Here is a 24,168-nt window from a genome sequence, read left to right as displayed (position 1 = left end):
CATGGCAGCGTCAGGCTCCAAGCATGCGCACCCATGGTGGCACCCGATGCGGCAGCGCCCCTGCGACTCAACCCTGCGCGGCCTGACGGGCTTCGGCAATCCGCGCGAACGCCGCGATGTCGATTACTTCGCCCCGGGCAGTGGGATCAACACCTGCAGCCAGCAGGCAACGTTCGGCCTCCGCGGCGCTTCCGGCCCATCCGGCCAGGGCGGCACGCAGGGTCTTCCGGCGCTGCGCGAACGCGGCGTCGATGACGGCGAAGACCTGTTCGCGGGTGGCCGACGTCACCGGCGGCTCACGGCGCGTGAATGCGACCAGCCCCGAGTGGATCTTGGGTGCAGGCCAGAAGACATTCATGCCGATCACGCCGGCCTTGCGCATGCTGCTGTACCAGGCGGCCTTCACCGACGGCACACCGTAGGTCTTGGACCCGGGGCCGGCCGCGAGCCGGTCCGCCACCTCGTCCTGGACCATGACCAGGCCGTGCCGGAGGCTCGGGAAGTGCTGCAGGAGGTGCAGCACCACCGGCACCGCGACGTTGTACGGGAGGTTCGCCACGAGGGCAGTGGGTTCCACCGGCAGTTCCGTGACCCTCATGGCGTCGGCCAGCACCAGATGGAAATCCTTGGCGGCGTCGGGGCGCCACTGCTGCACAGTGCCCGGCAGTTTGGCGGCAAGGACCGAATCGATTTCGACGGCGACGACCGACTTGGCGGCGTCCAGCAATCCCAGGGTGAGCGAGCCCAGTCCGGGACCCACCTCGAGGACGGTCTCGTCGGCGTGGATGTCAGCGGCAGCGACGATACGACGGATGGTGTTGCCGTCGATCACGAAGTTCTGGCCCAGGGTCTTCGTGGGGCGGACCCCGATTTCCTCGGCGAGCCGGCGGACGTCGGAGGCGCCAAAGAGTGGTGCGGGCGCGGTGCCGGAGGCGGCGGGGGTCGGTTCAGTCACCTAGGTATCCTATCCCGCCGGCCTGCGGCGGCCGCGTCCGACGCCGGCGGGCGCTGCCGTCCCAGGCGGCAGTATTCGGAGGGGTCGCCATGAGGACGGCAAAGGGCCAGGTCCGGCGTTCCGGACCTGGCCCTTTATTGCGTCGCGGCGGTGGTCAGCTGCCGCGACGCAGGATCAGTAACTGCTAGCTGGTCGCTGCCCAGCCGCAGCCCCAGGGCTGGAGGCCGCGCTGTGCGTACACGCGGTTGGCGATGTCGATCTGCTGCGCCTTGGTGGCGAGGCTGGCGTTGGGTGCGTACGCCCCGCCGCCGGAACCAATCCAGGTCTGGATGTCGAACTGCAGTCCGCCGTAGTAGCCGTTTCCGGAGTTGATGGACCAGTTGCCGGTGGATTCGCACTGCGCGATCTTGTCCCACATGGCTTCGTTCATCATGGCGGGGGCTGCTGCGCCGGTGTTCGCGGCGGCTTCAGCCTTGGGCTTTTCCTTGGTCCCCACGGAGACCTTTTCGGTCACGGGCTGGACGGAGACGGTCTCGGAGACAAGGGTCCGGGCGGCTTCGCGGCCGTCCACCAGCACGAGCTTGAAGTTCTTATCCACCTTGCCGGGGACACCGGCCTGGGTGACCTTCTTCTCGCCCACGAAGAGATCGGCGCTTTCGGAACTCATCGTGTCGAAAGGAACTTCCTCGGAGGTGGCGGCTGTCTTGGTGGAATCCACCCGGGACACCTTGATGGCCATGTCATTGACGACGTGAGCGTTGCGGGGCTGGGACAACCGGTCGCCGGCGCCGACGGTTACTCCGGCGTCCTTGAGGACCTCAGCCACGGTTGCCGCAGTGGTGGTCGCCTTGGTGGCCTTGCCGTCCGCCAGGATGCTGACGGTCTTGGGGGTGGAGATGGCTACAAACGAACCGGAAACGGCAAGCTGGGCGTCCTTCGGCACGGAGACTTCCGAGGCGCTGGCAACGCCGAGTTCCGTGACCAGTCCTTCGACATTGGCCGAGGTGGTGTTAATGGTCTTTTCTGCCCCGTCGAGGCTGATCTTCACGGCCTTGGCGAGATTGACGTTGATGACCGAGCCATCCTCCACGCGGGCGTCCGCAGAGGGGGATACCCGGTCCGCGGCCTGCAGCTCCACCTTGGCACTCTTGACCACTTGGCCTACGGTCCCGCCGAAGGTCTGGACGGAGCTGACTTTGCCGTCCACGTTCAGGGTGACTGTTTTGTTGTTGCCTACGAAGGCCACGAGGCCCAGCACGAGTGCCGAGAGCACAACCAGCTGGGCGCCGACCTTGACGAAACTGAATTTACCGTCCGAAGTGAAGAACTTGACCACGATTGCCCGTAACTCTAGGACCATCCGGGCACGGGGAAAAACGCACATCACCCACCGACGCAAACACCCTCAGGGCAACTCCGGACATGGTCCGGATGTTTGCAGCAGACGTGTGCGCCGCCATGCTCAGGACTCCGCAGACCAGCCTCTCGGCAGGTCCGGAACTGAGCGAAATTATCCGAAGGCCTTCCCCGACCCCGGCTAATAGTTATCCACTGTAACCGAAGCGTTATAAAGCATCCAAGATTTTGTGCATACCTGGTATTCCCGAGGGTTCCCTGATCGGGGCTCTCCTCAGTCCCAGGATCCGTACGCCTGCAGGGAATTCCGGGCAATCTGAGCGCAAATGTCGGACAAATCAGTGCTTGTCAACTCGGCCATGGCACGGACCGTATGAGGGATCAGGTAACTGGCGTTGGGCCGGCCGCGGAAGGGGTGCGGGGTCAGGAAAGGCGCATCGGTTTCCACCAGGACCCGGGCTGGGTCGGCAATCACAAGCGCTTCGCGGAGGTTGGCCGCGTTCTTGAACGTGACCGTGCCTGCGAACGACATGTACCAGCCTTCGTTATTGCACGTGCGGGCGAGCTGTTCATCTCCGGAGAAGCAATGGAACACCACCCGCTCGGGGGCGCCCTCTTCGCGCAGGACCTGGACAACGTCGTCGTGGGCGTCCCGGTCATGGATCTGCAGCGTCAGGCCGAGGCGCTTGGCAATGTCGATGTGGCGCCGGAACGAGTACCGCTGGTGCTTCAGCCCCTCCCCCTCGGTGCGGAAGAAATCCAGGCCCGTCTCACCAATGGCACGGATCCTGGGATGCGCTGCCAGGGCCTCGATCTCGGCCAGCGCATCCTCAAGTTCGCCGCGGGCGGCGTAGTCCGGGGCGTCGTTGGGGTGGATGGCCACAGCACCGAGAAGGCGGGGGTCCAGGTCAACAGCCTGCACCGTGAACCGGGAGGATTCCAGGTCGCAGCCAACCTGCACGGCTCCCTGCACGCCTACTGACGCCGCAACGTCCAGTGCGGCGGCCACCTCCACCTTCACGTCGGCGTTGGGGAAGTCCAGGTGCGTGTGGTTGTCCATGACCGGGACGGGCAGCGGCTCGGGAGCGGGCGGATAGCCCTGCCGGCCGGAGCCGTCGCTTCCGGGCACGCGAAACGGGGCTGGCGTCAACGGGGTGTTCATCCTTCTACCCTAGCTTCCCGGGCTTTCCGGATCCTGCCGGGAAATACCGGAACTCTCTGTTAGCCCCGGCAGTTGTGTTAGTAGTCTGGTGGCATACGGGCGAACGCCCGACGGCGGGCGCCGGCACTTCCTGCCAACCCGTGCCAGGCTTCCCCAGGTCTGAAAGGCTGCCGATGGACTCCCACAGACGCACGACAGTAGATGAAGCCCTCCCTGACGGGCAGGTCTTCCCCGACGGTGCGGGAGTGGCAGGAAACCCACTGAACGGGACCCGGCCGCCGGCCATGGACGCCGAAGCCTTCCACGCCGCCAGCGAGCGCATCCTGTCAGCCATTAACACGGTCATCGACGGCAAGGCCGAAGCGGCGAAGCTTGCCCTGACGGTTCTCCTGGCCCAGGGGCACCTGCTGCTTGAGGATGTTCCCGGTGTGGGAAAAACGCTGCTCGCCAAGACACTCGCCCGCACCATCGATTGTTCGGTGAGCAGGATCCAGTTCACCCCGGACCTCCTGCCCTCGGACGTCACAGGTGTGTCCATCTACAACCAGGCCTCGCGGCTGTTCGAATTCAGGCCCGGCGCCGTGTTCGCGAACATTGTCATCGGGGACGAGATCAACCGCGCTTCCGCAAAGACCCAGTCTGCGCTCCTGGAGTGCATGGAAGAGCACCAGGTCACCGTGGACGGGCACTCCTACAAGCTGGACGAGCCCTTTATGGTGGTGGCCACCCAGAATCCCATTGAGATGGAAGGGACCTATCCGCTGCCGGAAGCGCAGCGCGACCGGTTTATGGCCCGGATCTCCATGGGCTATCCGGACAAGGACTCGGAGATCGAGATGCTGGAGACGCACCAGGCGACCTCGCCGCTGACCCGGGTGACCGCCGTCGTCACTTCGGCCGATGTGGCCGGCATGATCGCCGCCGTCCAGCGCGTCTACGTTTCGCAGGCAGTCAAGGAGTACACCGTGGCGCTGGGGCGCGCCACCCGCGAAAGCGCCATGCTCCGCCTCGGCGCCAGTCCCCGGTCCATGCTCCAACTGCTGCGGGCGGCGAAGGCCACCGCCGCGCTGGAGGGCCGGAACTTCGTGCTGCCCGACGACGTCGTCACCGTTGCCGAAGCCGTCCTGGCGCACAGGATCATCCTCGACCGCAAGGCCGCCAGCACGGGCGAAACCCCGCACAGTGTCATCCGCAGCATCCTGGCCAAACTTCCGGTGCCGCAGGAAATGTCCGCAGCCCCCTCCCGGGCCGGCAGCCCGCGCGGCGGCGCGGACCTTCGGCACAGCCGCTAGCGGACGGCGCCACGATGGCCCTCACCGACAGGCTCCCGCGGCATCTCTTCAGCACTCGCGGCTGGGGGTTGCTGGCTGCCGGTGTGGTCTCATTGCTGGCAGCACAGGTCATGGGCAGGCGCGACCTCCTCTCGCTCGGCATCCTGCTGATCGTCCTCCCGCTGGTTTCACTGGCAGGGATCCGTCTCCTCAAGCCCCGGTTCAAGGTGTACCGGGAATTCAGCCCCGCCAGTGTGGAAACGTCCTCGACCACCACCGTGCGCCTCGCTGTGGCCCGGACCGGCCCGGCCACCGGCCAGGTCATCATGGAGGAACGCCTCCCGTCGCGGTTCGGCGAGTCGCCGGCCTTCCGTTTCCCGTCACGCGCGGCGACCGGCGGGACCAGCCGCTACGAATACCACCTCCGGTCCGGCAAACGGGGTCAGTTCGTCATTGGCCCGGTGACGGCCGAGTTCACCGATCCCTTTGGACTTTCGCTGCACCGCCACGCAATCGACGACGGCGACACCCTGACGGTGACGCCCGCCGCCGTCGAACTCCCCGCGACGGGACTTTCCGGCGCACGCGGCAACGACGGCGTCACGGCCACGCGCATCCGGGCAAACCCGAGCGACGACGACGTCATGACCCGCGAATACCGCCACGGAGATCCGATGCGCCGGGTCCACTGGGCCGCGACCGCCAGGCACGGGGCCCTGATGGTGCGGCAGGAGGAATCCGTGACCACGCCGGAGGCCACCATCATCCTGGACCAGCGGTGGTCGGCGTTTGCGCGCGGACCGGGCGCCGCCTTTTCTGCCACGTCCGGTGAGGACGGCCACGAACTGGTCACCAGCGACACCTTCGAATGGGCGGTTACGGCCACCATGTCGGTGAGCGCCCATCTGGCCGAACGCAACTACGCCCTGCGGTTCCTCGACCCCGCGGGGGAAGCGGCCTTCCTGCAATCCCCCTCCGCCCCGGAGCCGGAGGCCGAGGAATACACCGGGTCCGCGGGCCTGCAGTCCATCGCCGAGAGCCTGGCGGCCATCCAGCTCTCCGGCGCCCACCATGCAGCGCACCATGCAGCGCCCGAATCGGGTCAGCGGGCCTTCGACGACCGGCTCATGGACAAGCTTTCCGCCCACCGCCAGCGCGGCCCCATCCTGGCGATCCTGGGCCACGTGCAGGCAGCCGAGGCACGGTCGCTGTCCGCCGCCGCCGGGTTCGGGGCCAACGCCTTTGCGATCATCGTCACCGACCATCCCGGAGAGTGCCGCGACGCTGTTGAGGTTCTGCGGTCCGGCGGCTGGCGGGCCGCGGCCATCACCCCCGTCACATCGGTGGCAGCGGCGTGGTCCTCTTTCGACCAGCGCGATGCGGCTGCCGCCACGGCCGCCGCGGACGTCCGCCGCGCCACAGGAGTCAGCCGATGACCATAACTCCCCAGCGGCACTCCGGTCCGGGGACCGGCCGCACATCCGAGGTCCTGGCACCAGCCACGGCGCCGGCTCCACGGCCGCGCCGGGTCGGCGCGCAGCCCTGGGTCATGGCCGCTGCCGTCGCCCTGGCCGTCGCCGGCGCCGCCCTGTCCCTGAACGGAGTGCTGCGGGGCTGGGCCTGGTATCTTCCGGTGCTGACCACAGTCTTTGTTGTTGCCCTGGCCATGGCCGCCCTGAGGTCGCTGCGGGCGCAACCCTTCCTGGTGGCGCTGGGCGGCTTCGCAGCGCTCGTCTTCATCCTGACCTTCACGTTCTTCCGCAGGTTCAGCATCGCCGGGTTCATTCCGTCCGGGGACACCATGGAGCAGTTGGGCCGGTATCTGCGCCGGGCCAGCGAAACCGTCCTGGCCGAGAGCTCCCCGGTGGCCCCGAACGCCGGCATCGTACTGGTCACCTGCGCGGTCCTGGGCCTGGTGGTCATCCTGGTCGATGCCCTTGCGGTGCCCCTGGCTCTTCCGGCAACCAGCGGGCTGGGGCTCGTGGCCGTCCTGGTGGTACCGGCCATGGTCAAACCGCAGAGCGTCGGGCCGTGGGCGTTTGCGGCCGCTGCCGCCGGGTACCTCATGATCCTTGCCTGCAGCCAGTGGTTCGCCCCGGCTGACCGCACCGTGGCCGACACCGCACGGAATCCCGGACAGTTCCGCCGTGCAGCCCTCACGGGCGGCATGGCGCTGGTGATCACGCTCCTCCTCCCCCTCGCCATTCCGGGCTTCGACCAAGGCACGTTTCCGCAGGGTTCCAGGCTCAACCCGTGGGGTTCGTCCACCGGCCTCAACCCCATGATCAGCCTGGGCAACAGCTTGCGGAGTCCATCCGGCGACGGGCGCATCACCTATGCCACCAGTGCCAGCAGGCCCCCTTACCTGCGGTCCGTCACCGTGGACCGGTTCGACGGCGATTCGTGGTCACCGGACGACCGTGACGGGTCCCGCCGGGTGGGCGTCGGGCGGATGGACACCGGGTATGAGATCGTCGCTGACGAGCAGGTCCGGCAGGTCACTGCGATCAATACCGGGCGTTTCACCAGCCCCTACCTGCCGGCGCCGTACGCTCCGGACTCGGTCAACGGCCTGGACGGGCGATGGAGCTGGGATCCGGCCACCCTGAGCATCAAGGGCGTGGACACCAACTCACGGAACCAGCAGTATGTTGTGCAGTCCAGCGCCCCCAGGCTCACGCCCGAACTGTTGTCCCGGTCTTCGGCGGCGGTTCGCGGGATCTCGGAGGAATTCATCCGGCCGCCCAACAACGTGCCGGACATCGTGCGCAGCACCGCGGACACGGTGACCGCGGGAAGCAGCACGGCGTATGCCAAGGCAATGGCCATCCAGAACTACCTGCGCTCCGTGGAATTCACCTATTCCCTGCAGTCCCCCGTGCAGGGCGGCTACGACGGCAACGGGCTCTCCGTTCTGGCGGACTTCCTGACCCAGAAGAGCGGCTATTGCATCCATTTCGCCTCGGCCATGGCCGTGATGGCCAGACTGGAAGGGATCCCCAGCCGCATCGCCGTGGGGTATGCACCGGGCCGGTCCACGGGCGGCACGGTTTCGGTTCCCGGGCAGGGCGCACTGACAGAATACGAAGTTGACTCCAGGGACGCGCACGCCTGGCCGGAACTGTATTTCCAAGGACTCGGCTGGGTGGCATTCGAACCCACACCTTCCCGTGGAATGGTGCCGGACTACGCAGCGCAGGCCTTCACGCCGGGCGGCGCCGGCACCAATGAAAACAACGACGACCTCATCCCGTCCAATGCCGCCACACCGGGTGCCACGCCGGAAACGCCCGCGCCGCTCCCGGGGCTGGATTCGGCCGGTGAGGCAGGGCACCCGCTGACGCTTCCGCTCTACGGCGCCGCCGGCCTCCTGGTCCTTGCGCTGATCGCCGCATCGCCCCGGATGGTCCGCACCGGCCTGCGGTCACAACGGCTCAGGCGCGCACCGTTCCCGGGGGGCAACGCGGCCGCGGCAGCCTGGGCCGAGCTACGGGATCTGGCCACCGACTACGGACTGGCTCCCGGCCTCAGCGAAACTCCGCGGCACTTCTCCGGCCGGTTGCGCGCGTCGGCTGCCCTGGGCGGGCCGGACAATGCGGACGACGCCGGCGCCCGGGCGGTTGCGTCGCTGACCGCTGACTACGAACGCCAGCAGTACGGGCCGCCGGCCGGGAAGCCCGACGGCGCCGCCGCTGCCGGGGCCGCCGGTGCCGCCGCACCCTCCGCGGCAGACAGGATGGCGGTGGTGCAGGCATCGCTGCGGAGGCACTCGCGGCCGGCCCGCAGGCTCCGGGCGGAATGGCTGCCGCCGTCGGTCATGAACCGGTGGGGGCGCATCGTCACCGCCCCGTTCCGTGCCGTCGCACGGGCCGCCGCCATACCGGCGCAGGCCGCCGCGCGGTCCTGGCGGACGGTGCGCGACGGCCTGCGGAGGCTGCGGCAGGGTTAGCCTGCCGGCCGGACTTCGTCCGGACTAGCCGGCGTAGGGGTCGGCGATGCCGATGTACTGGGTGTACAGGTATTCCTCGATGCCCTCGAGGCCGCCTTCGCGGCCCAGGCCGGACTGCTTGACGCCGCCGAACGGGGCGGCGGCGTTGGACACGACGCCGGCGTTCAGGCCGAGCATGCCGGTCTCGAGGCGTTCGCCCATCCGGATGCCCCGGTTCAGGTCGCGCGTGAAGACGTAGGCCACCAGGCCGTACTCAGTGTTGTTGGCCAGGCGGACGGCCTCGTCCTCGCTGTCGAAGGTGATGATGGGGGCCACCGGGCCGAAGATTTCCTCGGACAGGATCCGGGTGCCCTCGGTGACGCCCTTGAGGATGGTGGGCTGGTAGAAGTAGCCCGGGCCGTCCACCGGACCGCCGCCGGCCACTGCCACGGCGCCGGAGTTCACGGCGTCGGTGACGAGCTCGTGGACCTTGTCCCGGCTTTTGGCATCGATCAGCGGACCCACCTTGGACTCCGGCTCGGTGCCGCGGGCGGTGGTCATCTCGCCCATTTTCGCGGCGAACTTCTCCGCGAACTCGTCCGCGACGGACTCGTGCACAATGAACCGGTTGGCCGCGGTGCAGGCCTCGCCCATGTTCCGCAGCTTCGCCAGCATCGCCCCGGCCACGGCGGCGTCCACGTCGGCGTCCTCGAAGACCACGAACGGGGCGTTGCCGCCGAGTTCCATGGAGGTCCGCAGCACGGTTTCGGACGCATCCGAGAGCAGCCGGCGGCCCACTTCGGTGGAGCCGGTGAAGGAAAGCTTCCGCAGCCGGGAGTCCTTGATCAACGGGCCCGTCGTGGCGCCAGCCGTGGAGGTGGGGATGACGTTCAGGACCCCGGCGGGCAGTCCGGCCTCCTGCATCACAGCGGCGAACAGCTGGGAGGTCAGCGGGGTCAGGTTGGCGGACTTGAGCACCATGGTGCAGCCGGCGGCCACGGCAGGGGCGATCTTGCGGGTGGCCATGGCCAGCGGGAAGTTCCACGGGGTGATCAGCAGGCAGGGGCCCACCGGCTTCTTCGTCACCAGAAGGCGGGACTTGCCGTCCGGGGACACCGAGTAGCGGCCGAATGCACGGACGGCTTCCTCGGAGAACCAGCGCAGGAACTCGGCGCCGTAGGTGACCTCGCCGCGGGCTTCGGCCAGCGGCTTGCCCATCTCCAGGGTCATCAGCAGCGCGAAGTCCTCGGCGCGGGCGGTGACCATTTCGAACGCACGGCGCAGGATTTCGCCGCGCTCACGGGGCGGGACCTTGGCCCAGGAATCCTGCGCGGCAACGGCAGCATCGAGGGCAGCCTTGCCGTCCTCGGCCCCGGCGTCAGCGATGCTGAGCAGGACCTTTCCGGTGGCGGGATCTTCGACGTCGAACGTCTTCCCGGACGCCGCCGGGCGCCATTCGCCGTTGATCAGCAGTCCGGTCGGAACAGAGGCCAGCAGCTCGCTCTCGCGCTCCGCAGTAACAGTGGGCTGTGCAGTTACAGTCACGATGACTCCCTCGTCAGCAATTGGGGTGTGGGATGGGTTCAGCTCTCGGCTGCTTTACAGCCACGGTACTGCCGTCCGCTCCGGAGCGTCTATGCATGGGCGCACTACGCACTTCGGAACTTGCTGTGCAGCTGCACAAGGCCCACGCCCGGCTTCTAGCGGGCGGCCAGGACCGCTGAGTAGAGCTCCCGCTTGCTGACTTTCGCGTCCTCGGCGACGGCGGCCACGGCTTCCTTCAGCCTGATGCCCTGCGCAATAAGCCCGTTGACGGCGGCCACGTGGTCCTCCGTCCGGCCCGGCTCGCGCTCCGGGGCGCCGCCCACCACCACCGCTATTTCACCGCGCACCTCGTTGGTTTCCGCCCACTGCAGCAGGTGGCCCAGCGTGCCGCGGATGACCTCTTCGTAGGTCTTGGTGAGCTCACGGCAGACGGCGGCCGGGCGGTCGCCGCCGAAGCGCTCACGGAGGGCCCGAAGCATCGGTTCCAGCCGGTGCGGCGCCTCGAAAAAGACCATGGTCCGGCGTTCGGCGTCGAGTTCGGACAGCCGGGAAGCCCGCTCGCCGGCCTTGCGGGGCAGGAAACCTTCAAAACAGAACCGGTCCGTCGGGAGCCCGGAGAGGGCCAGCGCAGTGAGGACCGCCGACGGCCCCGGCACCGCGGTGACCGTCAGGCCCGCCGCCACCGCGCCCTCTACCAGCCGGAACCCCGGATCCGAGACGGAGGGCATGCCCGCGTCAGTCACCATCACGAGGGTCTTTCCGGCCCGCACCTGGTCCAGGAGTTCGGCCGTTTTCGCGGCTTCGTTGTGCTCGTGGTAGCTGATCACCCGCCCGGCAACGGCGATCCCCAGGTTCTGCACCAGCCGGTGCAGGCGCCGGGTGTCCTCCGCGGCGACGATGTCAGCGGTGGTGAGGAGTTCAACGAGCCGGGGGGACGCATCGCCGACGTTTCCGATGGGCGTCGCAGCCAGCACAATCCTGCCCGGCTGCCCTTCCGCTGCGGGGGCCGCAGGTTCGGCTGCCGGAGCCCAGGCCTCATCGAAGGTGCCGTCATCATCGGAGCTGCTCGCGGGGGAGGTACTGAGTTGTTGGTCCACACGACCAGCCTACTGCTGGCAGGCTCTTCCAGCGCCAAAAGGTAGCATGGGCACGTGACGCAGACCTCCGTACCTCCTGTCGAGGCCGACCCGGCCGATCCGGCCAAGCCAGCACGGCCGGCCCCAGGGACATCGGGACGCAACCTGGAGGGCCAGCGGTGGATCCGCCGCCCGCGGGAAGCGTTCACCGAAGGCGCCCTGCAGGAGCGGCTGATCGGCGGCATCCGCAGCTGGCGTGACTATCCGCCGTCGCTGCGGCTCTGGTTCTGGCTCATCCCCGTTATCACCGCGGCGATCGGCGGCATCCTCCGCTTCGTCCGCCTGGAGAATCCGCGCAGCCTGGTGTTTGACGAAACCTATTACGTCAAGGACGGCTACTCATTCCTGGTCAGCGGGTACGAACGCAGCTGGCCGGACAAGGCCAACGAATCCTTCGTGGCAGGGAACCCCGGCGTCATCCTGTCCTCGCCCGAGTATGTTGTGCATCCGCCGGTGGGCAAGTGGATGATCGCGGCAGGAATGTGGCTGTTCGGCCCGGACAACCCGCTGGGCTGGCGGTTCGGCGCCGCGCTGACCGGGACCCTGTCCATCCTGCTGATCACCCTGATCGCGCAGAAACTCTTCCACTCGCTGACGCTGGGGGCCGTGGCGGGCCTGCTGCTCGCGGTGGACGGCCACCACCTGGTGATGTCCCGCACCTCCTTGCTGGACATCTTCCTGATGTTCTGGGTCCTTGCAGCCTTCGGCGCGCTCCTGATGGACCGCGACGACAGCCGACGGCGGCTCGCGGCCAGGCTGGGGCGCCTGGCCGGCGCCGCGCCGGACGGCAGGCCCTCCGTGGTCCAGCTCGTGTCCGGGCCCTGGCTCGGCATCCGCTGGTGGCGCGTTGCTGCGGGCGTCTGCCTGGGGCTTGCCGTGGGCACCAAGTGGTCGGCGCTGTTCTTTATGGCGGCCTTCGGGCTCCTCACGGTCTTCTGGGACCTGAGCGCGCGCCGGATCGCAGGCATCCGGGGCTGGATCAGCGGCGGCATCATCAAGGACGGGATTCCCGCTTTCATCAGCATCGTGCCTGTCGCCGCCCTGGTGTACCTTTCCACTTGGGCCGGCTGGTTCCAGTCGAAGGATGCGTACTTCCGCCATTGGGCCGACACCAACCCCTCGGCCCAGTGGGGCTGGCTCCCGGGTCCGCTGCGGTCCCTGGCCCACTACCATCTGGAAGCGTACAAGTTCCATCAGGGGCTCAGTTCCGACCACCCTTATGAGGCGAGCGCCTGGAGCTGGCTGGTGATGGGGCGGCCCACGTCGTTCTTCTATGAGTCCCCCAAACAGGGCAGCCCCGGTTGCGACGTCGCCAGCTGCACCTCGGCCATCCTTTCCGTGGGCAACCCCCTGATCTGGTGGAGCGCCACGGTTGCGCTGGTGATCCTGCTGTTCTGGTGGGCGGGCCGCCGGGACTGGCGGGCCGGTGCCATCCTCGCCGGGGTCGGCGCGGGCTACCTCCCCTGGTTCATGTACCCGGAACGCACCATGTTCACGTTCTACGCCGTGTCCTTCGAACCGTTCCTGGTCCTGGCCCTGACATATTGCCTGGGGCTGGTGCTCGGACGGCGCTCGGACCCGTTGTGGCGCCGGCGTTCCGGCCTGTACCTCGTGGCAGTCTTCGTGGTCGGAGCGGTGCTGGTCTCGGCGTTCTTCTACCCCATCTGGACCGCGGAAATCATTCCGTACCAGGACTGGCGGTTCAGGATGTGGATGCCGTCCTGGATCTAGGGCAGTATGGCAAGGGTGCCGGGACACCGCATCACGGATCCGGAAGGGAGACTGGCTGTGAGGGAAGCAAGCACTGAACTGCTCGTGGAGCTGGATCAGGGCAGCAACGTGACTGACCTGCTGCTGGGGCAGCACGCCAAGGACCCGTCGCACGCTGTGTATGCCCGAAAAGGTCCCAACGGCTGGGTTGAGGTCCCCGTCCAGCAGTTCCTGGACAAGGTGGTGGCGCTTGCCAAGGGGTTGATCGCCGGAGGCCTGGCGCCGGGCGACACGGTGGCTGTGATGTCCGGGACCCGGTACGAATGGACCCTGGTGGACTTCGCCATCTGGTTCGCCGGCGGTGTGACCGTTCCGGTGTATGAAACTTCCTCGGCAAGCCAGGTCGAGTGGATCCTGCATGACTCCGGCGCCCGCAGGGTGTTCGTTGAGGACCCTGCCAAGGCCGGGCTCGTAGCCGGCGTCCTGGCCCAATCCGAACTGCTCGGCGACGCTGTGGTGACGGTCGTGCGTATGGACGACGACGGCGGCGCACCGAACCTGGCGAGCCTCGCCGCCGCCGGCGCCGGCGTCACTGATGCCGAGCTGGAGCGGCACCGCAGCACGGCAGGCCTGGCCGACGTCGCCTCCCTGGTGTACACGTCCGGCACCACGGGTAAGCCCAAGGGCTGCGAGATCACGCACGGCAACTTCGCCCTGGTGGCCACCAACATCGTGGACTTCCTGCCCGAAATCCTGCGGCAGGAGGGCGCCCGGACACTGATGTTCCTCCCTCTCGCCCACGTCCTGGCCCGCGCTGTCCAGGTGGTGTGCCTCAGCGCCGGAGTGACCCTGGGCCATACCTCCAGCGCCGCCCAGCTGCTGGAGGACCTCGCCTCGTACAAGCCCACCTTCCTGCTGGTGGTGCCCAGGATCTTTGAGAAGGTCTATGCGGGTGCCGGCCACAAGGCTGCCCTGGCCGGCAAGGAGCGGCTCTTCGCGGCCGCTTCCGCTGTGGCCATCGACTACTCCAGGGCGCTCGATGCCCGGGTCCGGGGAATAGGCAGCGGACCCGGCTTCATGCTCCGCGCCAAGCACGCCGTCTTTGACCGGCTGCTCTACCCCAAGCTCCGGCAGGCCTTCGGCGGACAGGTCAAGTACACGGTCTCCGGTGCCAGCCCGCTCAGCTCCAACGACGCGCACTTCTTCCGCGGTGCCGGCATTCCCGTACTGGAGGGCTACGGCCTCACCGAAACCACCGCCCCCTGCACCGCCAACACCCCGTCGCGGACCAAGGTGGGCACGGTCGGCATCCCCGTGCCGGGCACCACTGTGCGGGTCGCAGACGACGGCGAGATCCTGGTCAAAGGCATCGGCGTCTTCAAGGGTTACCACGCCAATGAGGCAGCCAACGCGGAGGCCTTCGTGGACGGGTTCTTCCGCACCGGGGATCTCGGCTCGCTGGATGAAGACGGCTTCCTCACCATCACCGGCCGCAAGAAGGACCTCCTCGTCACGGCTGGCGGGAAGAACGTGGCACCCGGGCCGCTCGAGGAAAAGATCCGGGAGCACCAGCTCGTGGCCCAGGCCGTGGTGGTGGGCGACGGCCGGCCGTACGTCTCCGCCCTGGTCAACCTCGATCCGGAGGGCTTGGAGAACTGGTGCACCGCCCAGCGGATTCCGGTTATGGGTGTGGCCGAAGCAACGTCGGATATCCGGGTCCGGGAAGCCGTGCAGGGCGCTATCGACCAGGCAAACCTGCTGGTCTCGAAGGCGGAATCGATCCGCAGCTTCGTCCTGCTGGCTGCCGATTTCACGGTGGAGTCAGGTCACCTGACGCCGTCACTGAAACTCAAGCGGGCCGCCGTCGTCCGCGACTTCGAAGCCCACATCAACGGCCTGTACCGCTAGCCCCCGGCCGGTCAACACCCCGGCAGGCGCCCACACAACGATGAAGGCGACCGGCCTGCGCCGGTCGCCTTCATCGTGTTCATGCCTCTAAGGAGTCCGCTACACCGTCGCGGAGTTTCCCCGGGTGCGCCGCTGCGCGGCGTCGGGGAGGTCAGTTGTCCCGGCTTCGCTGTCCGTGGCTGAGGCGTCCTGGGCGTCTGTGTCTTTGTCGTTCGTTTTCCTGGCAAGGCCGCGGCGCTTCCGCGTGGGCCAGGTGAGTATCAGGGTGGCAACGGAGGCGATCAGGACCAGTGCGCCGATAACGATCCCGGAATCAACCCAGAACTGTCCCGGGAAGAGCCGGATCAGGGTGTCGTCCAGGGCGAATGTCCACGTCCCGTTGGCGAAGAAAATCCGGTGGAACTCGGTGAAGAACTGCTGCCAGCCCAGGGCGGCCAGAGTGCCCAGCCCCAGGATGATCACCAGGGTGGCGACGGAGCCGGCGAAGAGGCCGCGGCGGACTCCCCCGGTGCTGCGCCGGCGCAGGTAGATGATCGCGATGATGCCCAGCAGGATCAGCAGCGCCCCGCCGCCGAACGTTGACAGGATGACGAGCTTGACGTCCGCCATGTGGCTGACTTCGCCTTCCTGGAACAGCGCATCGCCGCTGCGGTTCACCAGTTCGCCGAGATACCGCGGGCCGGACCAGTTGCTGAGGTAGTCCACGGCATAGGACCCGTAGGTCATGCGGTCATCGGCGCTGAAGCCGTAGCCATCGCCGGGGAATCCCGGGCGGTTGTATTCAACCCAGAGGAACAGGGGACTTGCGACGGCCCGGACGGCCAGGACCAGGAGGACCAGCGGGTAGAAGACAGCCAGCAGCACCTGCATCACGCGCGGCAGGACGGGCTTGGTGTTGTTCGCCAGCTCGCGTTCGGCGTTCCGGCGTTCCACCTCGTCCTGCGGCGGGCGCACCTGGAGGGCCGAAGTGGGCAGGGGTTCGCGGAAATGCGTGCCCCTCCCCTGCGGCTCTGCGGCCGGTTCGACGGCGGACTCCGCCGCCTTGCGGTCGGCGCGGCTCCCGGCCTGGGAGACAGGGGTGCCGGCCTGGGAGGCAGGGCTCCCGGCCCGGGAGGCAGGGCTCCCGGCCCGGGAGGCAGGGCTCCCGGCCCGGGAGGCAGGGATGCCGGCGGACGCTGCCGGCTGGCCCTTGCCTGCGTCAGTGCCCGGAACAGGGGACGTGTGTCCGGCCGGGGTTGTTCCCTGTGCATTTGCCGCCGTTCCTGCCCCAGTGCCGGCAGGCTTCATCCAGTCGAAGGCGGGCTCGGCAGTGTCGTCGGCCGGATCCAGATGCGGATCCTGCCGATTCGGCGGGGTGGGCGTCTTTTCAGTCACTGCAGTTTCACTTCCGTAGGCGTCCGCGTTGCCGGACACCGCCAGGCAACGCTACTTATCTCCAGATGAGCCTACCGTCAGGCACTCCGTGGCGGCAGGTGCCACCCCGTTCCGCCACGTATTCACGCAGCCAACGCCGTGTAGCCTGCATCAGCGCTATCGAGGTCGCCGCTGGCCCCGGAACGATAGGCACGCCTGCCCCACACCAGTACATACGTCCAGTACGCAGCCAGGACCGCCGCGCCGATCGTGATCTTGGCCCAGACCGGAAGGCTGCTGGGGGTGACGAAGCCTTCCACGAGGCCGGAGACAAACAGCACCACCACAAGTCCCAGCGCCACGGTGATCAGCGAGCGCCCTTCCGCGGCCACTGCCTGGCCCCTGGTCCGGGGTCCGGGGGAAACCATGGCCCAGAAGATCTTCAGGCCCGCAGCGCAGGCAATGAACACCGCGGTGAGTTCCATCAGGCCGTGGGGAAGGATGTAGCTGAAGAAGACATCGGACTTGCCGACGGCGGCGAAGACACCGGCCGCGATTCCCAGCCCCTGGGCGTTGCTGAAGAGGATCATCGGAACCCAGAAACCGGTAATGCCCAGCGCCACCGCCTGGGCAGCGATCCAGGCGTTGTTGGTCCAGACGGCACCGGCGAACGACGCTGCGGGATTCTCGGAGTAGTAGTCGACGAAGTCCCGCTCGACGTACTGCTTGACGGTTGCGTCCGAACCGAGGGCCCGGAGCGCATCGGGCGACGTGGCGATCCACAACGCGTACGCCCCCGCGACTAGGCAGAACGCCAGGCCGCACCAGACGGTAAGCCAGCGGATCCGGTACAGCGCCGCCGGAAGTGCGATGACGAAGAACCGTGCGAGGTCATCCATGAAGTTGGAGCGGGCCCCGGTGAAGCGTGTGCGGGCTTGGGCCAGTGTGGCCGACAGGGAGGCCGAGAGGCCACTTTCGGGGGCAACCGACCGCAGCAGGGAAAGGTGGGCGGAGGTGGTCTGGTAGAGGCGCAGCAGTTCATCGGCCTCGCTTCCGTCCAGGCGCCGCTTGTACGCCAGCACGTAGAGCCGCGCCCACTTGTCCCCGTTGACCGCGGAGAACGCATCGATGTCCACGGCACTACCCTAGCGCCCCCGGATTAGACTGTGAGCGTCCGTAGGCGGCGTGTAGGGGACGGGGACCCGGTTTGAGCTCGATCATCACAGGTGAAGCAGTTGTCTTGGAGCTCCGGCCGGCGTCGTTCGCTGCGCGGGCGCTGGGCCTGATCCTGGACGTTGTTGCGAACGTCGTCCTCCTCATCGTGATGATGACGGTGATCTCCTCGGCCTACAGTGACCTCGACGGGGCGGCCGCGCGTGCCCTGGTCCTGGTCAGTGTGGTGTTCTGTTTCGTGATCCTCCCGGTGGCGGTGGAAACCCTCACCCGCGGCCTCTCGCTGGGGAAGCTGGCGGCCGGGCTCCGGATCGTCCGGGACGACGGCGGCGCCATCCGCTTCCGCCACGCGCTGATCCGCGGGCTGATCGGATTCCTGGAGATCTACCTGACGTTCGGCGGACTGGCCATCGCCGTCGCGCTGTTCAATGACAAATCCAAGCGGCTCGGTGACGTGGTGGCGGGAACCTATTCCCTGCGCCGCCGGGTGCCTACCGAACCGCCGTTCGTCCCGTTCGTGCCTCCGCACCTGAGGTCCTGGGCGGCGCTGGCCGATATCGGCCGGATACCGGACGCGGTGGCCCGCCGCTCGGCGCAGTTCATCCGCCAGGCGGGACGGATGTCGCCGGCGTCGCGCGCCTCCATGGCGGTGTCCCTCGCCACCGAGGTTTCCGCCTGTGTTGCCCCGCCGCCGCCGGCCGGTACGGGTCCGGAGGAGTATCTGGCAGCCGTCCTGGTGGAACGCCGCGAGCGGGAACTGGCCCGGCTGACCCGGGCGCGGGCGCGGAGCACCGGTGTGGGGGAACGGCTGGACCGGCTCCCCTACAGCCGGGATGGCCGGTAGGCCGCGGGCACTACCGCTTGGCGTACTGCGCCCAGGGAATGTTCCAGTCGCCGTAGCCCTCCAGCGGCTCCACCGGCGGAGCGCCCGTGTTGAGGGTCTGGACCACGTCGCCGGTCTTCATGTTGTTGAAGAACCACGCTGCATCCGCGGGCAGGAGCCCCACGCAGCCATGCGAGACGTTGGATTTTCCGACGTAGCTCCAGGCGGATTCGAGGGCCTGGTGGACGTAAACGCCGGACGACGTCAGCCTGTTGGCGTATTCGACGGTCAGCGGCGGGTAGTAACCCTTGTCCCCGGGCTTGAGGCCGATGCTTCCGGCATTGAACTTGGAGTGCCGCTCCTGCTCCATGATCACGGCGTAGCCGGTGGGCGAGAGCCATTCGGCGTCGCCCAGGGTGACGGGAGCCGTCCGGACCAGTTGGCCGTCAAAGTAGACGTTCATGGTCTTGGTGACATCGTCCACGATGGCCACCCGCTGCGGGCCGACCTTGAAGCTGACCTTGGTGTCCACGTTGCCCACCATCTTGTTCCCGAAGTCGACGCCGAACAGCTTGAGGTCCACCGTGACCTGGCTGCCCGAGGCCCAGAACGCTTCGGGACGGATGCGCACGCGCTGGTCTGAGTACCAGCGCCAGGCGACCGCCTGGCCGGAGGATGAGGTGACGGTGACGGCCTTCTCCATGGCCTCCTTGTTCAGGACCGGCTCGGAGAAGACAATTTCAATCGGCTGGCCCGAGCCCACGGTGGAACCGTTTTGCGGGTACACGGCGGCGTCCGCCTCGTTGGCCGTTGCCACCGTGGTGAAAGTCTGGGTCTTTTTCGTTTCGCGGCCTGCCTGGTCCACGATCGTGAAGGCGTAATCGTAGGCGGCGTCGAATTCCAGCGGGTCCAAAGCGGTCCAGGTGGAACCGTCGGCGCTGAGGGTGCCCTTGACGGGCGCACCGCCGTCGGCAGTCGCCAGGACGACGTCCTTCACGGTGCCGTTGACGGCTTTGACGGACGGCGCGACGGCGGGATTGACTCCCGCGGCGCCGTCCGTGGGGGTTACGCCGAGTTCGACTGCCTTGACGACAGGAGCCGCGAGCCCCGGTTCGTTGCGGACCGGGCTGGAAGACTCCGACTGGAATACGGGTTCGGCCCAGCTGGGAGCCGTGGCCACGCCGATCCCGCCGGCCGCGACCGCAACGCAGATGGCGGCAATCCCCAGGATTTTCATGGTCTTCCGATTGTGGACTTTAGTCATGACCTTCTCCATGTCCCCCGACAGGCCCGTGATCAGCCCAAATACCGTCTTGAATCTTCAGTTGATACGTTCGTCAGCGCGTTAGTGAGGTGTTCAGCACTCACCGGTGACCAGACGATTTTACCGTATGCCGAACGGATCAATTGGCGTACTGCGCCCAGGGGATGTTCCAGTCGCCGAATCCGTCGTCGAAGTTGGCGTTTTCACCTTCGGTGTTGACTACCTGGACAACGTCGCCCGTGGTCATGTTCTCGAAGACCCACTGGGCGCCGTCCGGGCCCAGGCCGATGCAACCGTGCGAGAGGTTGCTGACACCGATGTACGGCATTGCGGAGCCCGTGGCCTGGTGGATGAATTCCCCGCTGGGTGTCAGGCGGGTGGCGAAGTTGACGTCCAGCTCGCCGTAGTAGGCCGGGTCGCCCGGCTTGAGCCCGATGCTGGCGGCAGACATATGCTCCACCCGGTACTTCTCCATGAAGACGAGGTAGCCCCTGGCCGAAGGGAACCGGGTGTCCCCCATGGTGGCCGGCCATGTGCCGGCCGGCTTGTCATTAACGCTCACCGAAAAGGTGTGCGCGGTAGCGTCGGCCACGGCGACCTTCTTATCGCCGATGTGGACCGTGACCAACTTGTTAAAGTTTCCGATCTGGCCGTTGCCGAAATCAACCCCGAAAAGCTGCAGGTCCATGGTGACCGTGCTGTTGGCCGCCCAGAAATTCTCGGCCCGGTACCGGACCATGCTGTCGCTGAACCAGTGAAAGTCGCCCACCTGGCCGGACGTCGAGGAGACCTTGATGGCTTTCTCCACCGCGTCCTTGTTCAGCACAGGTTCGCTGAAGGTGATCTGCAGCGGCTGCGCGACGCCGACATTCATTCCGTCCAGCGGGTAGACCGCGGCATCCGCCTCGTTGGCGGTGGACACCGTGGTGAACGTGCGGGTGCTGTTGGTCTTGCGGCCCGCAGCGTCGGCCACCACAAAGCTGTAGGTGTAGCTGCTGTTGAACTGCAAGGGCCCGGCGGCTGACCAGCCCGTACCGTCCGAGCTCAGGCTGCCCTCGACTGCTGCGCCGTCGCCGCCCGTGAGGGCCACGCGTTCAATGGTTCCGTTGGTGACTTTCAGCGATACCGGGGCTGCCGGATTTACCTGCTGCGCGCCGTCCGCCGGCGACGCTGCCAGTTGCACCGGCGCCATCACCGGCGCCGCGAGTCCCGGCGTCGTTCGCTCCGCGGAACCCGCTTCGGATTCGAAGGCGGCGTGGGCGGCCCCTGGTGCCACGGCGGCGAAAACGCCGCCGCTGGCGGCCAGCAGGCACAGCGCCCCAAGCAAAAAGGCCTTCCGGCCGGTGGTCCAGCGTTCCCTTGCCGTCACGACGCGGGGACCTTTGCAGTCATCATGGGCACAGCATAGGGCACGCTCCTTGGAGTTGACGGGGTATCCGGCAACCCGAAGGCCACGGCGAAGGGCCCCGGAAGTCATTCCGGGGCCCTCGCGATGCTGCTTTTACGGCCGCCTGGGCGGCTGCGCGCTTAGTAGCGGTAGTGGTCCGGCTTGTACGGGCCGGCAACGTCCAGGTCCAGGTACGCGGCCTGCTCCTTGGACAGTTCCGTCAACTCGACGCCCAGGGCGTCCAGGTGAAGCCGGGCAACCTTCTCGTCAAGGATCTTCGGCAGCACGTAGACCTGCTTTTCGTACTCCCGTTCGCCTTCGGGCTGGTCACGCTTGGTGAAGAGTTCGATCTGCGCGATCGTCTGGTTTGCGAACGAGTTGCTCATCACGAAGGACGGGTGTCCGGTGGCGTTGCCCAGGTTCAGGAGGCGGCCTTCGGAGAGGACGATGATGGAGCGTTCGTCCGGGGTGCCCTGGTCAAAGACCCATTCGTGGACCTGCGGCTTGATTTCCACCTTCTTGATACCCGGAATCCGGGCCAGGCCGGCCATGTCGATCTCGTTGTCGAAGTGGCCGATGTTGCCGACGATGGCCTTGTCACGCATGCCGGCCATGTGCTCGGCCATGATGACGTCCTTGTTGCCGGTGGTGGTGATGAAGATGTGGCCTTCACTGAGGACCGATTCCAGCTTCGCCACCTGGTAGCCGTCCATGGCTGCCTGCAGTGCACAGATCGGGTCGATTTCGGTGACGATGACGCGCGAGCCCTGGCCGCGGAAGGCCTCCGCCGCACCCTTGCCGACGTCGCCGTAACCGCAGACGACGGCGATTTTGCCGCCCATGAGGACGTCGGTGGCACGGTTGATGCCGTCCGGCAGCGAGTGCCGGATGCCGTACTTGTTGTCGAACTTGCTCTTGGTCACGGAGTCGTTGACGTTGATGGCCGGGAAGAGCAGCTTGCCCTGCTCCGCCAGCTGGTACAGACGGTGCACGCCCGTGGTGGTTTCTTCCGTGACACCCAGCAGGCGGGAACCGATGCGGGTCCATTTCCGGGCATCCGCTGCGAGCGAGGCACGCAGGACATCGAGGAAGACACGCCCCTCATCGGACTCGTCCGCGGCTGCCGCCGGAACGGACCCGAGGGCTTCGAATTCGACGCCCTTGTGGACCAGCATGGTGGCGTCGCCGCCGTCGTCGAGGATCATGTTCGGACCGAGGTCGGGGTTGCTGTCCGCGCCGGGCCAGGTGAGGATCTGCTCGGCGGTCCACCAGTATTCCTCGAGGGTCTCGCCCTTCCAGGCAAAGACGGGGACGCCCTGCGGGTCTTCGACCGTGCCGTTGCCCACCACAACGGCGGCGGCGGCTTCGTCCTGGGTGGAGAAGATGTTGCAGGAGGCCCAGCGGACCTCGGCGCCCAGAGCAGTGAGTGTTTCGATCAGCACGGCGGTCTGGACGGTCATGTGGAGCGAACCGGCAATCCGGGCCCCCTTGAGCGGCTGGCTGGCGCCGAACTCTTCGCGCAGGGACATGAGTCCGGGCATCTCGTGCTCCGCGAGGCGGATCTGGTGGCGGCCGGCCTCAGCCAGTGAAATGTCGGCAACCTTGTAATCGAAAGTCATGTGAGTCCTTGTGTTGTATCCGGAAAATTCTGGAACGGCGGAAGTCCGTGTCCGTTCGGCGAACCATGGGAAGTTCGACGCCAAGCGGACGGGCGATGGGCCGGCCGGGCGGTTATTCGGGCCGGCGGTGAAGCTATACGGCGTTGGCGGGCCCTGATGCCGCAGGGTTTGATGCCGCGGGGCTTGTTGCCGCGGTGCCGTGCCCGCCGTCATGCTGGTCCGACGCGGCGGCGTTCGCGGCGGCGACGAGTTCCGGCGGCAGCAGCAGCGGGATGCCGTCCTCGATGGCGTAGCGCAGCTTCTCCCCGGAGGCACCGGCGGCAGTCGAGACGAGTTCTTCGCCTTCCTGCACCAGTGTTGAGCCGGTTACGGGACAACGCAGGACGGACAACAGGTCAGGACTGATCTTTGGCATGGTGAATGCTCCCTGATGGGCGCCGCAGCAGGCGCCGGTGGCCGATGGATTTGCAGCTTCCAGCGTACAAGCTTCGCGGCGCGGCCGGGCTCAGGACGGTTCGCGGAGGACCCGCAGGTGTCCCCGCCGGGCGCCTTCCGAAGCCGGCGGGGCCTCAAGCGCCGCGTGGGCGGAACGCTGGCCCGGGGCAGGGTCCGCGGCGGACGGTCGCAGGGCCGCCTCGCGGACGGCGTTGGCGAGGGCCAGCAGGTCATCGGGCCCCGGCTGCGGCGGCGTTGCCGGCATGGCCAGGCGCAAAACTTCCCAGCCCCGCGGCACTGTCAGTGACCCGGCATGCTGTTCGCACAAATCGTAACAATGGGGCTCGGCGTACGTGGCCAGTGGCCCCAGGACGGCCGTGGAGTCCGCGTAGACGTACGTCAAAGTGGCCACCGCAGAGTTACGGCAGGCTGACCTTGAACATTGACGAATAGCACCCACGACATCACAGACTACTCCCCGTTGGCCGTTGTGCCGTACATTCCTGCCCGCAGTGTCCTGTGGTGTCGTCCGTGCTGCCGCAAGTTGCCGGGATGGTCCGTGTGGCGTTTCTAGTTATGTCGCGTATTTCAGGCGGCGGGTTTAGAGTCAATGTATGCAGCAATCGCACCACGTTCCGGGTTTTACGGTCCGGTTGGCTGACCCGGGAGCCGGCCAGCCGGCGGACACCGCCGCGCCCGCGTCAACAGTCCGCGGGAAGAGCTTCCGGGAGCGCCGCAGGAACCGCCATGGGCGTGGCCTGCGCGGCGAACTGATGCTGCCTACGCTTCCGGGCTACCGCACCCGTTCGGACCGCTTCGACGAGATGGTCATGGACTCCGCCCAGCGTCTCCACGACATCTGGGGCAAGCCCCTGGACGGTGTCAGGTTTGCTGTTGATGAGATCCCGCAGGGCCTGGAGCAGCTGGTTGCGGACCGCTCCCCCGCGCCGATGGGTCTTTATGAGCCCGCCGCCGCCGGCGAAGGTCCGGTGATCACGCTCTACCGCCGGGTCATCGAGAACGCCTGCTCCAGCCGCGAGGAACTCCAGGACCTGGTGCACGACGTCGTGGTGGAACGCACCGCAGAAATGCTCGGGGTGGCACCGGAAACACTGGACCCCGTCTACCGGCGCCGGTACTAAG

Annotated in this window: 19 protein-coding genes; 7 read left to right on the top strand and 12 right to left on the bottom strand. The window is 67.3% G+C overall.

The annotated features are described in order from the left end of the window. Positions 1 to 67 precede the first annotated feature (67 nt). From rsmA to PV761_RS00640, 3 genes are all read right to left on the bottom strand, one after another. A complete protein-coding gene (gene rsmA, locus PV761_RS00650) occupies positions 68 to 955 on the bottom strand; it encodes a 16S rRNA (adenine(1518)-N(6)/adenine(1519)-N(6))-dimethyltransferase RsmA (RefSeq protein WP_347893536.1) in 888 nt (295 codons plus the stop codon). 184 nt (positions 956 to 1,139) lie between these two features. After that, positions 1,140 to 2,315 carry a ubiquitin-like domain-containing protein gene (locus PV761_RS00645; RefSeq protein ID WP_347893534.1) on the bottom strand — a complete coding sequence of 392 codons (1,176 nt, stop codon included), beginning with the start codon at positions 2,313 to 2,315 and terminating at the stop codon, positions 1,140 to 1,142. A gap of 270 nt (positions 2,316 to 2,585) precedes the next feature. After that, positions 2,586 to 3,473, bottom strand: coding sequence for a TatD family hydrolase (locus PV761_RS00640; RefSeq protein ID WP_347893532.1), 888 nt, complete (start codon positions 3,471 to 3,473; stop codon positions 2,586 to 2,588). A gap of 173 nt (positions 3,474 to 3,646) precedes the next feature. Here PV761_RS00640 and PV761_RS00635 point away from each other — a divergent pair, with 173 nt between their 5' ends. From PV761_RS00635 to PV761_RS00625, 3 genes are read left to right on the top strand one after another with little or no spacing between them, the layout of a single operon-like run. After that, positions 3,647 to 4,765 (top strand): MoxR family ATPase, encoded by a 1,119-nt coding sequence (locus tag PV761_RS00635; RefSeq protein ID WP_043438132.1) that lies wholly within the window; start codon positions 3,647 to 3,649, stop codon positions 4,763 to 4,765. Positions 4,766 to 4,779: 14 nt separating this feature from the next. Further along, positions 4,780 to 6,180 carry a DUF58 domain-containing protein gene (locus PV761_RS00630; RefSeq protein ID WP_347893530.1) on the top strand — a complete coding sequence of 467 codons (1,401 nt, stop codon included), beginning with the start codon at positions 4,780 to 4,782 and terminating at the stop codon, positions 6,178 to 6,180. Next, positions 6,177 to 8,693 carry a DUF3488 and transglutaminase-like domain-containing protein gene (locus PV761_RS00625; RefSeq protein ID WP_347893528.1) on the top strand — a complete coding sequence of 839 codons (2,517 nt, stop codon included), beginning with the start codon at positions 6,177 to 6,179 and terminating at the stop codon, positions 8,691 to 8,693. Before PV761_RS00630 ends, PV761_RS00625 begins: the two co-directional genes overlap by 4 nt. 24 nt (positions 8,694 to 8,717) lie before the next feature. Here the strand turns inward: PV761_RS00625 and PV761_RS00620 are convergent, their stop codons facing one another. Both PV761_RS00620 and rsmI read right to left on the bottom strand, forming a co-directional pair. Then, complete coding sequence (locus PV761_RS00620; protein ID WP_347893526.1) at positions 8,718 to 10,217, bottom strand: NAD-dependent succinate-semialdehyde dehydrogenase; 1,500 nt, start codon at positions 10,215 to 10,217, stop codon at positions 8,718 to 8,720. A gap of 155 nt (positions 10,218 to 10,372) precedes the next feature. Further along, positions 10,373 to 11,194 carry a 16S rRNA (cytidine(1402)-2'-O)-methyltransferase gene (rsmI, locus tag PV761_RS00615; protein WP_231511167.1) on the bottom strand — a complete coding sequence of 274 codons (822 nt, stop codon included), beginning with the start codon at positions 11,192 to 11,194 and terminating at the stop codon, positions 10,373 to 10,375. A gap of 174 nt (positions 11,195 to 11,368) precedes the next feature. Between rsmI and PV761_RS00610 the strand changes: the two genes are divergently transcribed. Both PV761_RS00610 and PV761_RS00605 read left to right on the top strand, forming a co-directional pair. Beyond that, a complete protein-coding gene (locus PV761_RS00610) occupies positions 11,369 to 13,084 on the top strand; it encodes a phospholipid carrier-dependent glycosyltransferase (protein ID WP_347893524.1) in 1,716 nt (571 codons plus the stop codon). 57 nt (positions 13,085 to 13,141) lie between these two features. Then, positions 13,142 to 14,971 carry an AMP-dependent synthetase/ligase gene (locus tag PV761_RS00605; RefSeq protein ID WP_347893522.1) on the top strand — a complete coding sequence of 610 codons (1,830 nt, stop codon included), beginning with the start codon at positions 13,142 to 13,144 and terminating at the stop codon, positions 14,969 to 14,971. A gap of 99 nt (positions 14,972 to 15,070) precedes the next feature. On the opposite strand, the gene PV761_RS00600 is transcribed toward PV761_RS00605, so the two are convergent. Both PV761_RS00600 and PV761_RS00595 read right to left on the bottom strand, forming a co-directional pair. Next, positions 15,071 to 16,345 (bottom strand): TIGR01906 family membrane protein, encoded by a 1,275-nt coding sequence (locus PV761_RS00600; protein ID WP_347893520.1) that lies wholly within the window; start codon positions 16,343 to 16,345, stop codon positions 15,071 to 15,073. Positions 16,346 to 16,467: 122 nt separating this feature from the next. Beyond that, entirely contained in the window at positions 16,468 to 17,460 is a 993-nt protein-coding gene (locus tag PV761_RS00595) for a stage II sporulation protein M (protein ID WP_347893518.1), read from the bottom strand. Positions 17,461 to 17,531: 71 nt separating this feature from the next. Here PV761_RS00595 and PV761_RS00590 point away from each other — a divergent pair, with 71 nt between their 5' ends. Continuing rightward, positions 17,532 to 18,341 (top strand): RDD family protein, encoded by an 810-nt coding sequence (locus PV761_RS00590; RefSeq protein WP_028270423.1) that lies wholly within the window; start codon positions 17,532 to 17,534, stop codon positions 18,339 to 18,341. Positions 18,342 to 18,351: 10 nt separating this feature from the next. On the opposite strand, the gene PV761_RS00585 is transcribed toward PV761_RS00590, so the two are convergent. The 5 genes from PV761_RS00585 to PV761_RS00565 form a co-directional block, all read right to left on the bottom strand. Next, complete coding sequence (locus PV761_RS00585; protein ID WP_347893516.1) at positions 18,352 to 19,584, bottom strand: Ig-like domain-containing protein; 1,233 nt, start codon at positions 19,582 to 19,584, stop codon at positions 18,352 to 18,354. Between the two features lie 139 nt (positions 19,585 to 19,723). Continuing rightward, positions 19,724 to 20,953, bottom strand: coding sequence for an Ig-like domain-containing protein (locus PV761_RS00580; RefSeq protein WP_347893514.1), 1,230 nt, complete (start codon positions 20,951 to 20,953; stop codon positions 19,724 to 19,726). A 158-nt stretch (positions 20,954 to 21,111) separates the two neighbouring features. Next, on the bottom strand, positions 21,112 to 22,590 hold the full coding sequence (gene ahcY, locus PV761_RS00575) for an adenosylhomocysteinase (protein ID WP_028270426.1): 1,479 nt from the start codon (positions 22,588 to 22,590) through the stop codon (positions 21,112 to 21,114). A 133-nt stretch (positions 22,591 to 22,723) separates the two neighbouring features. Further along, a complete protein-coding gene (locus tag PV761_RS00570; RefSeq protein ID WP_347893511.1) occupies positions 22,724 to 23,005 on the bottom strand; it encodes a Trm112 family protein in 282 nt (93 codons plus the stop codon). Between the two features lie 90 nt (positions 23,006 to 23,095). Continuing rightward, positions 23,096 to 23,485: a DUF3499 domain-containing protein gene (locus PV761_RS00565; protein WP_028270428.1), complete on the bottom strand. Its 390-nt coding sequence runs from the start codon at positions 23,483 to 23,485 to the stop codon at positions 23,096 to 23,098. Positions 23,486 to 23,639: 154 nt separating this feature from the next. Here PV761_RS00565 and PV761_RS00560 point away from each other — a divergent pair, with 154 nt between their 5' ends. After that, entirely contained in the window at positions 23,640 to 24,167 is a 528-nt protein-coding gene (locus PV761_RS00560; RefSeq protein ID WP_347893509.1) for a metallopeptidase family protein, read from the top strand. The last annotated feature ends 1 nt before the right edge of the window (position 24,168 follow it).

The organism is Arthrobacter sp. CC3 (assembly GCF_039907775.1).
Lineage (GTDB): Bacteria > Actinomycetota > Actinomycetes > Actinomycetales > Micrococcaceae > Arthrobacter.
The sequence above is the reverse complement of the archived record's forward strand: the minus strand, read 5'-3'. Positions and strand labels throughout refer to the sequence as shown.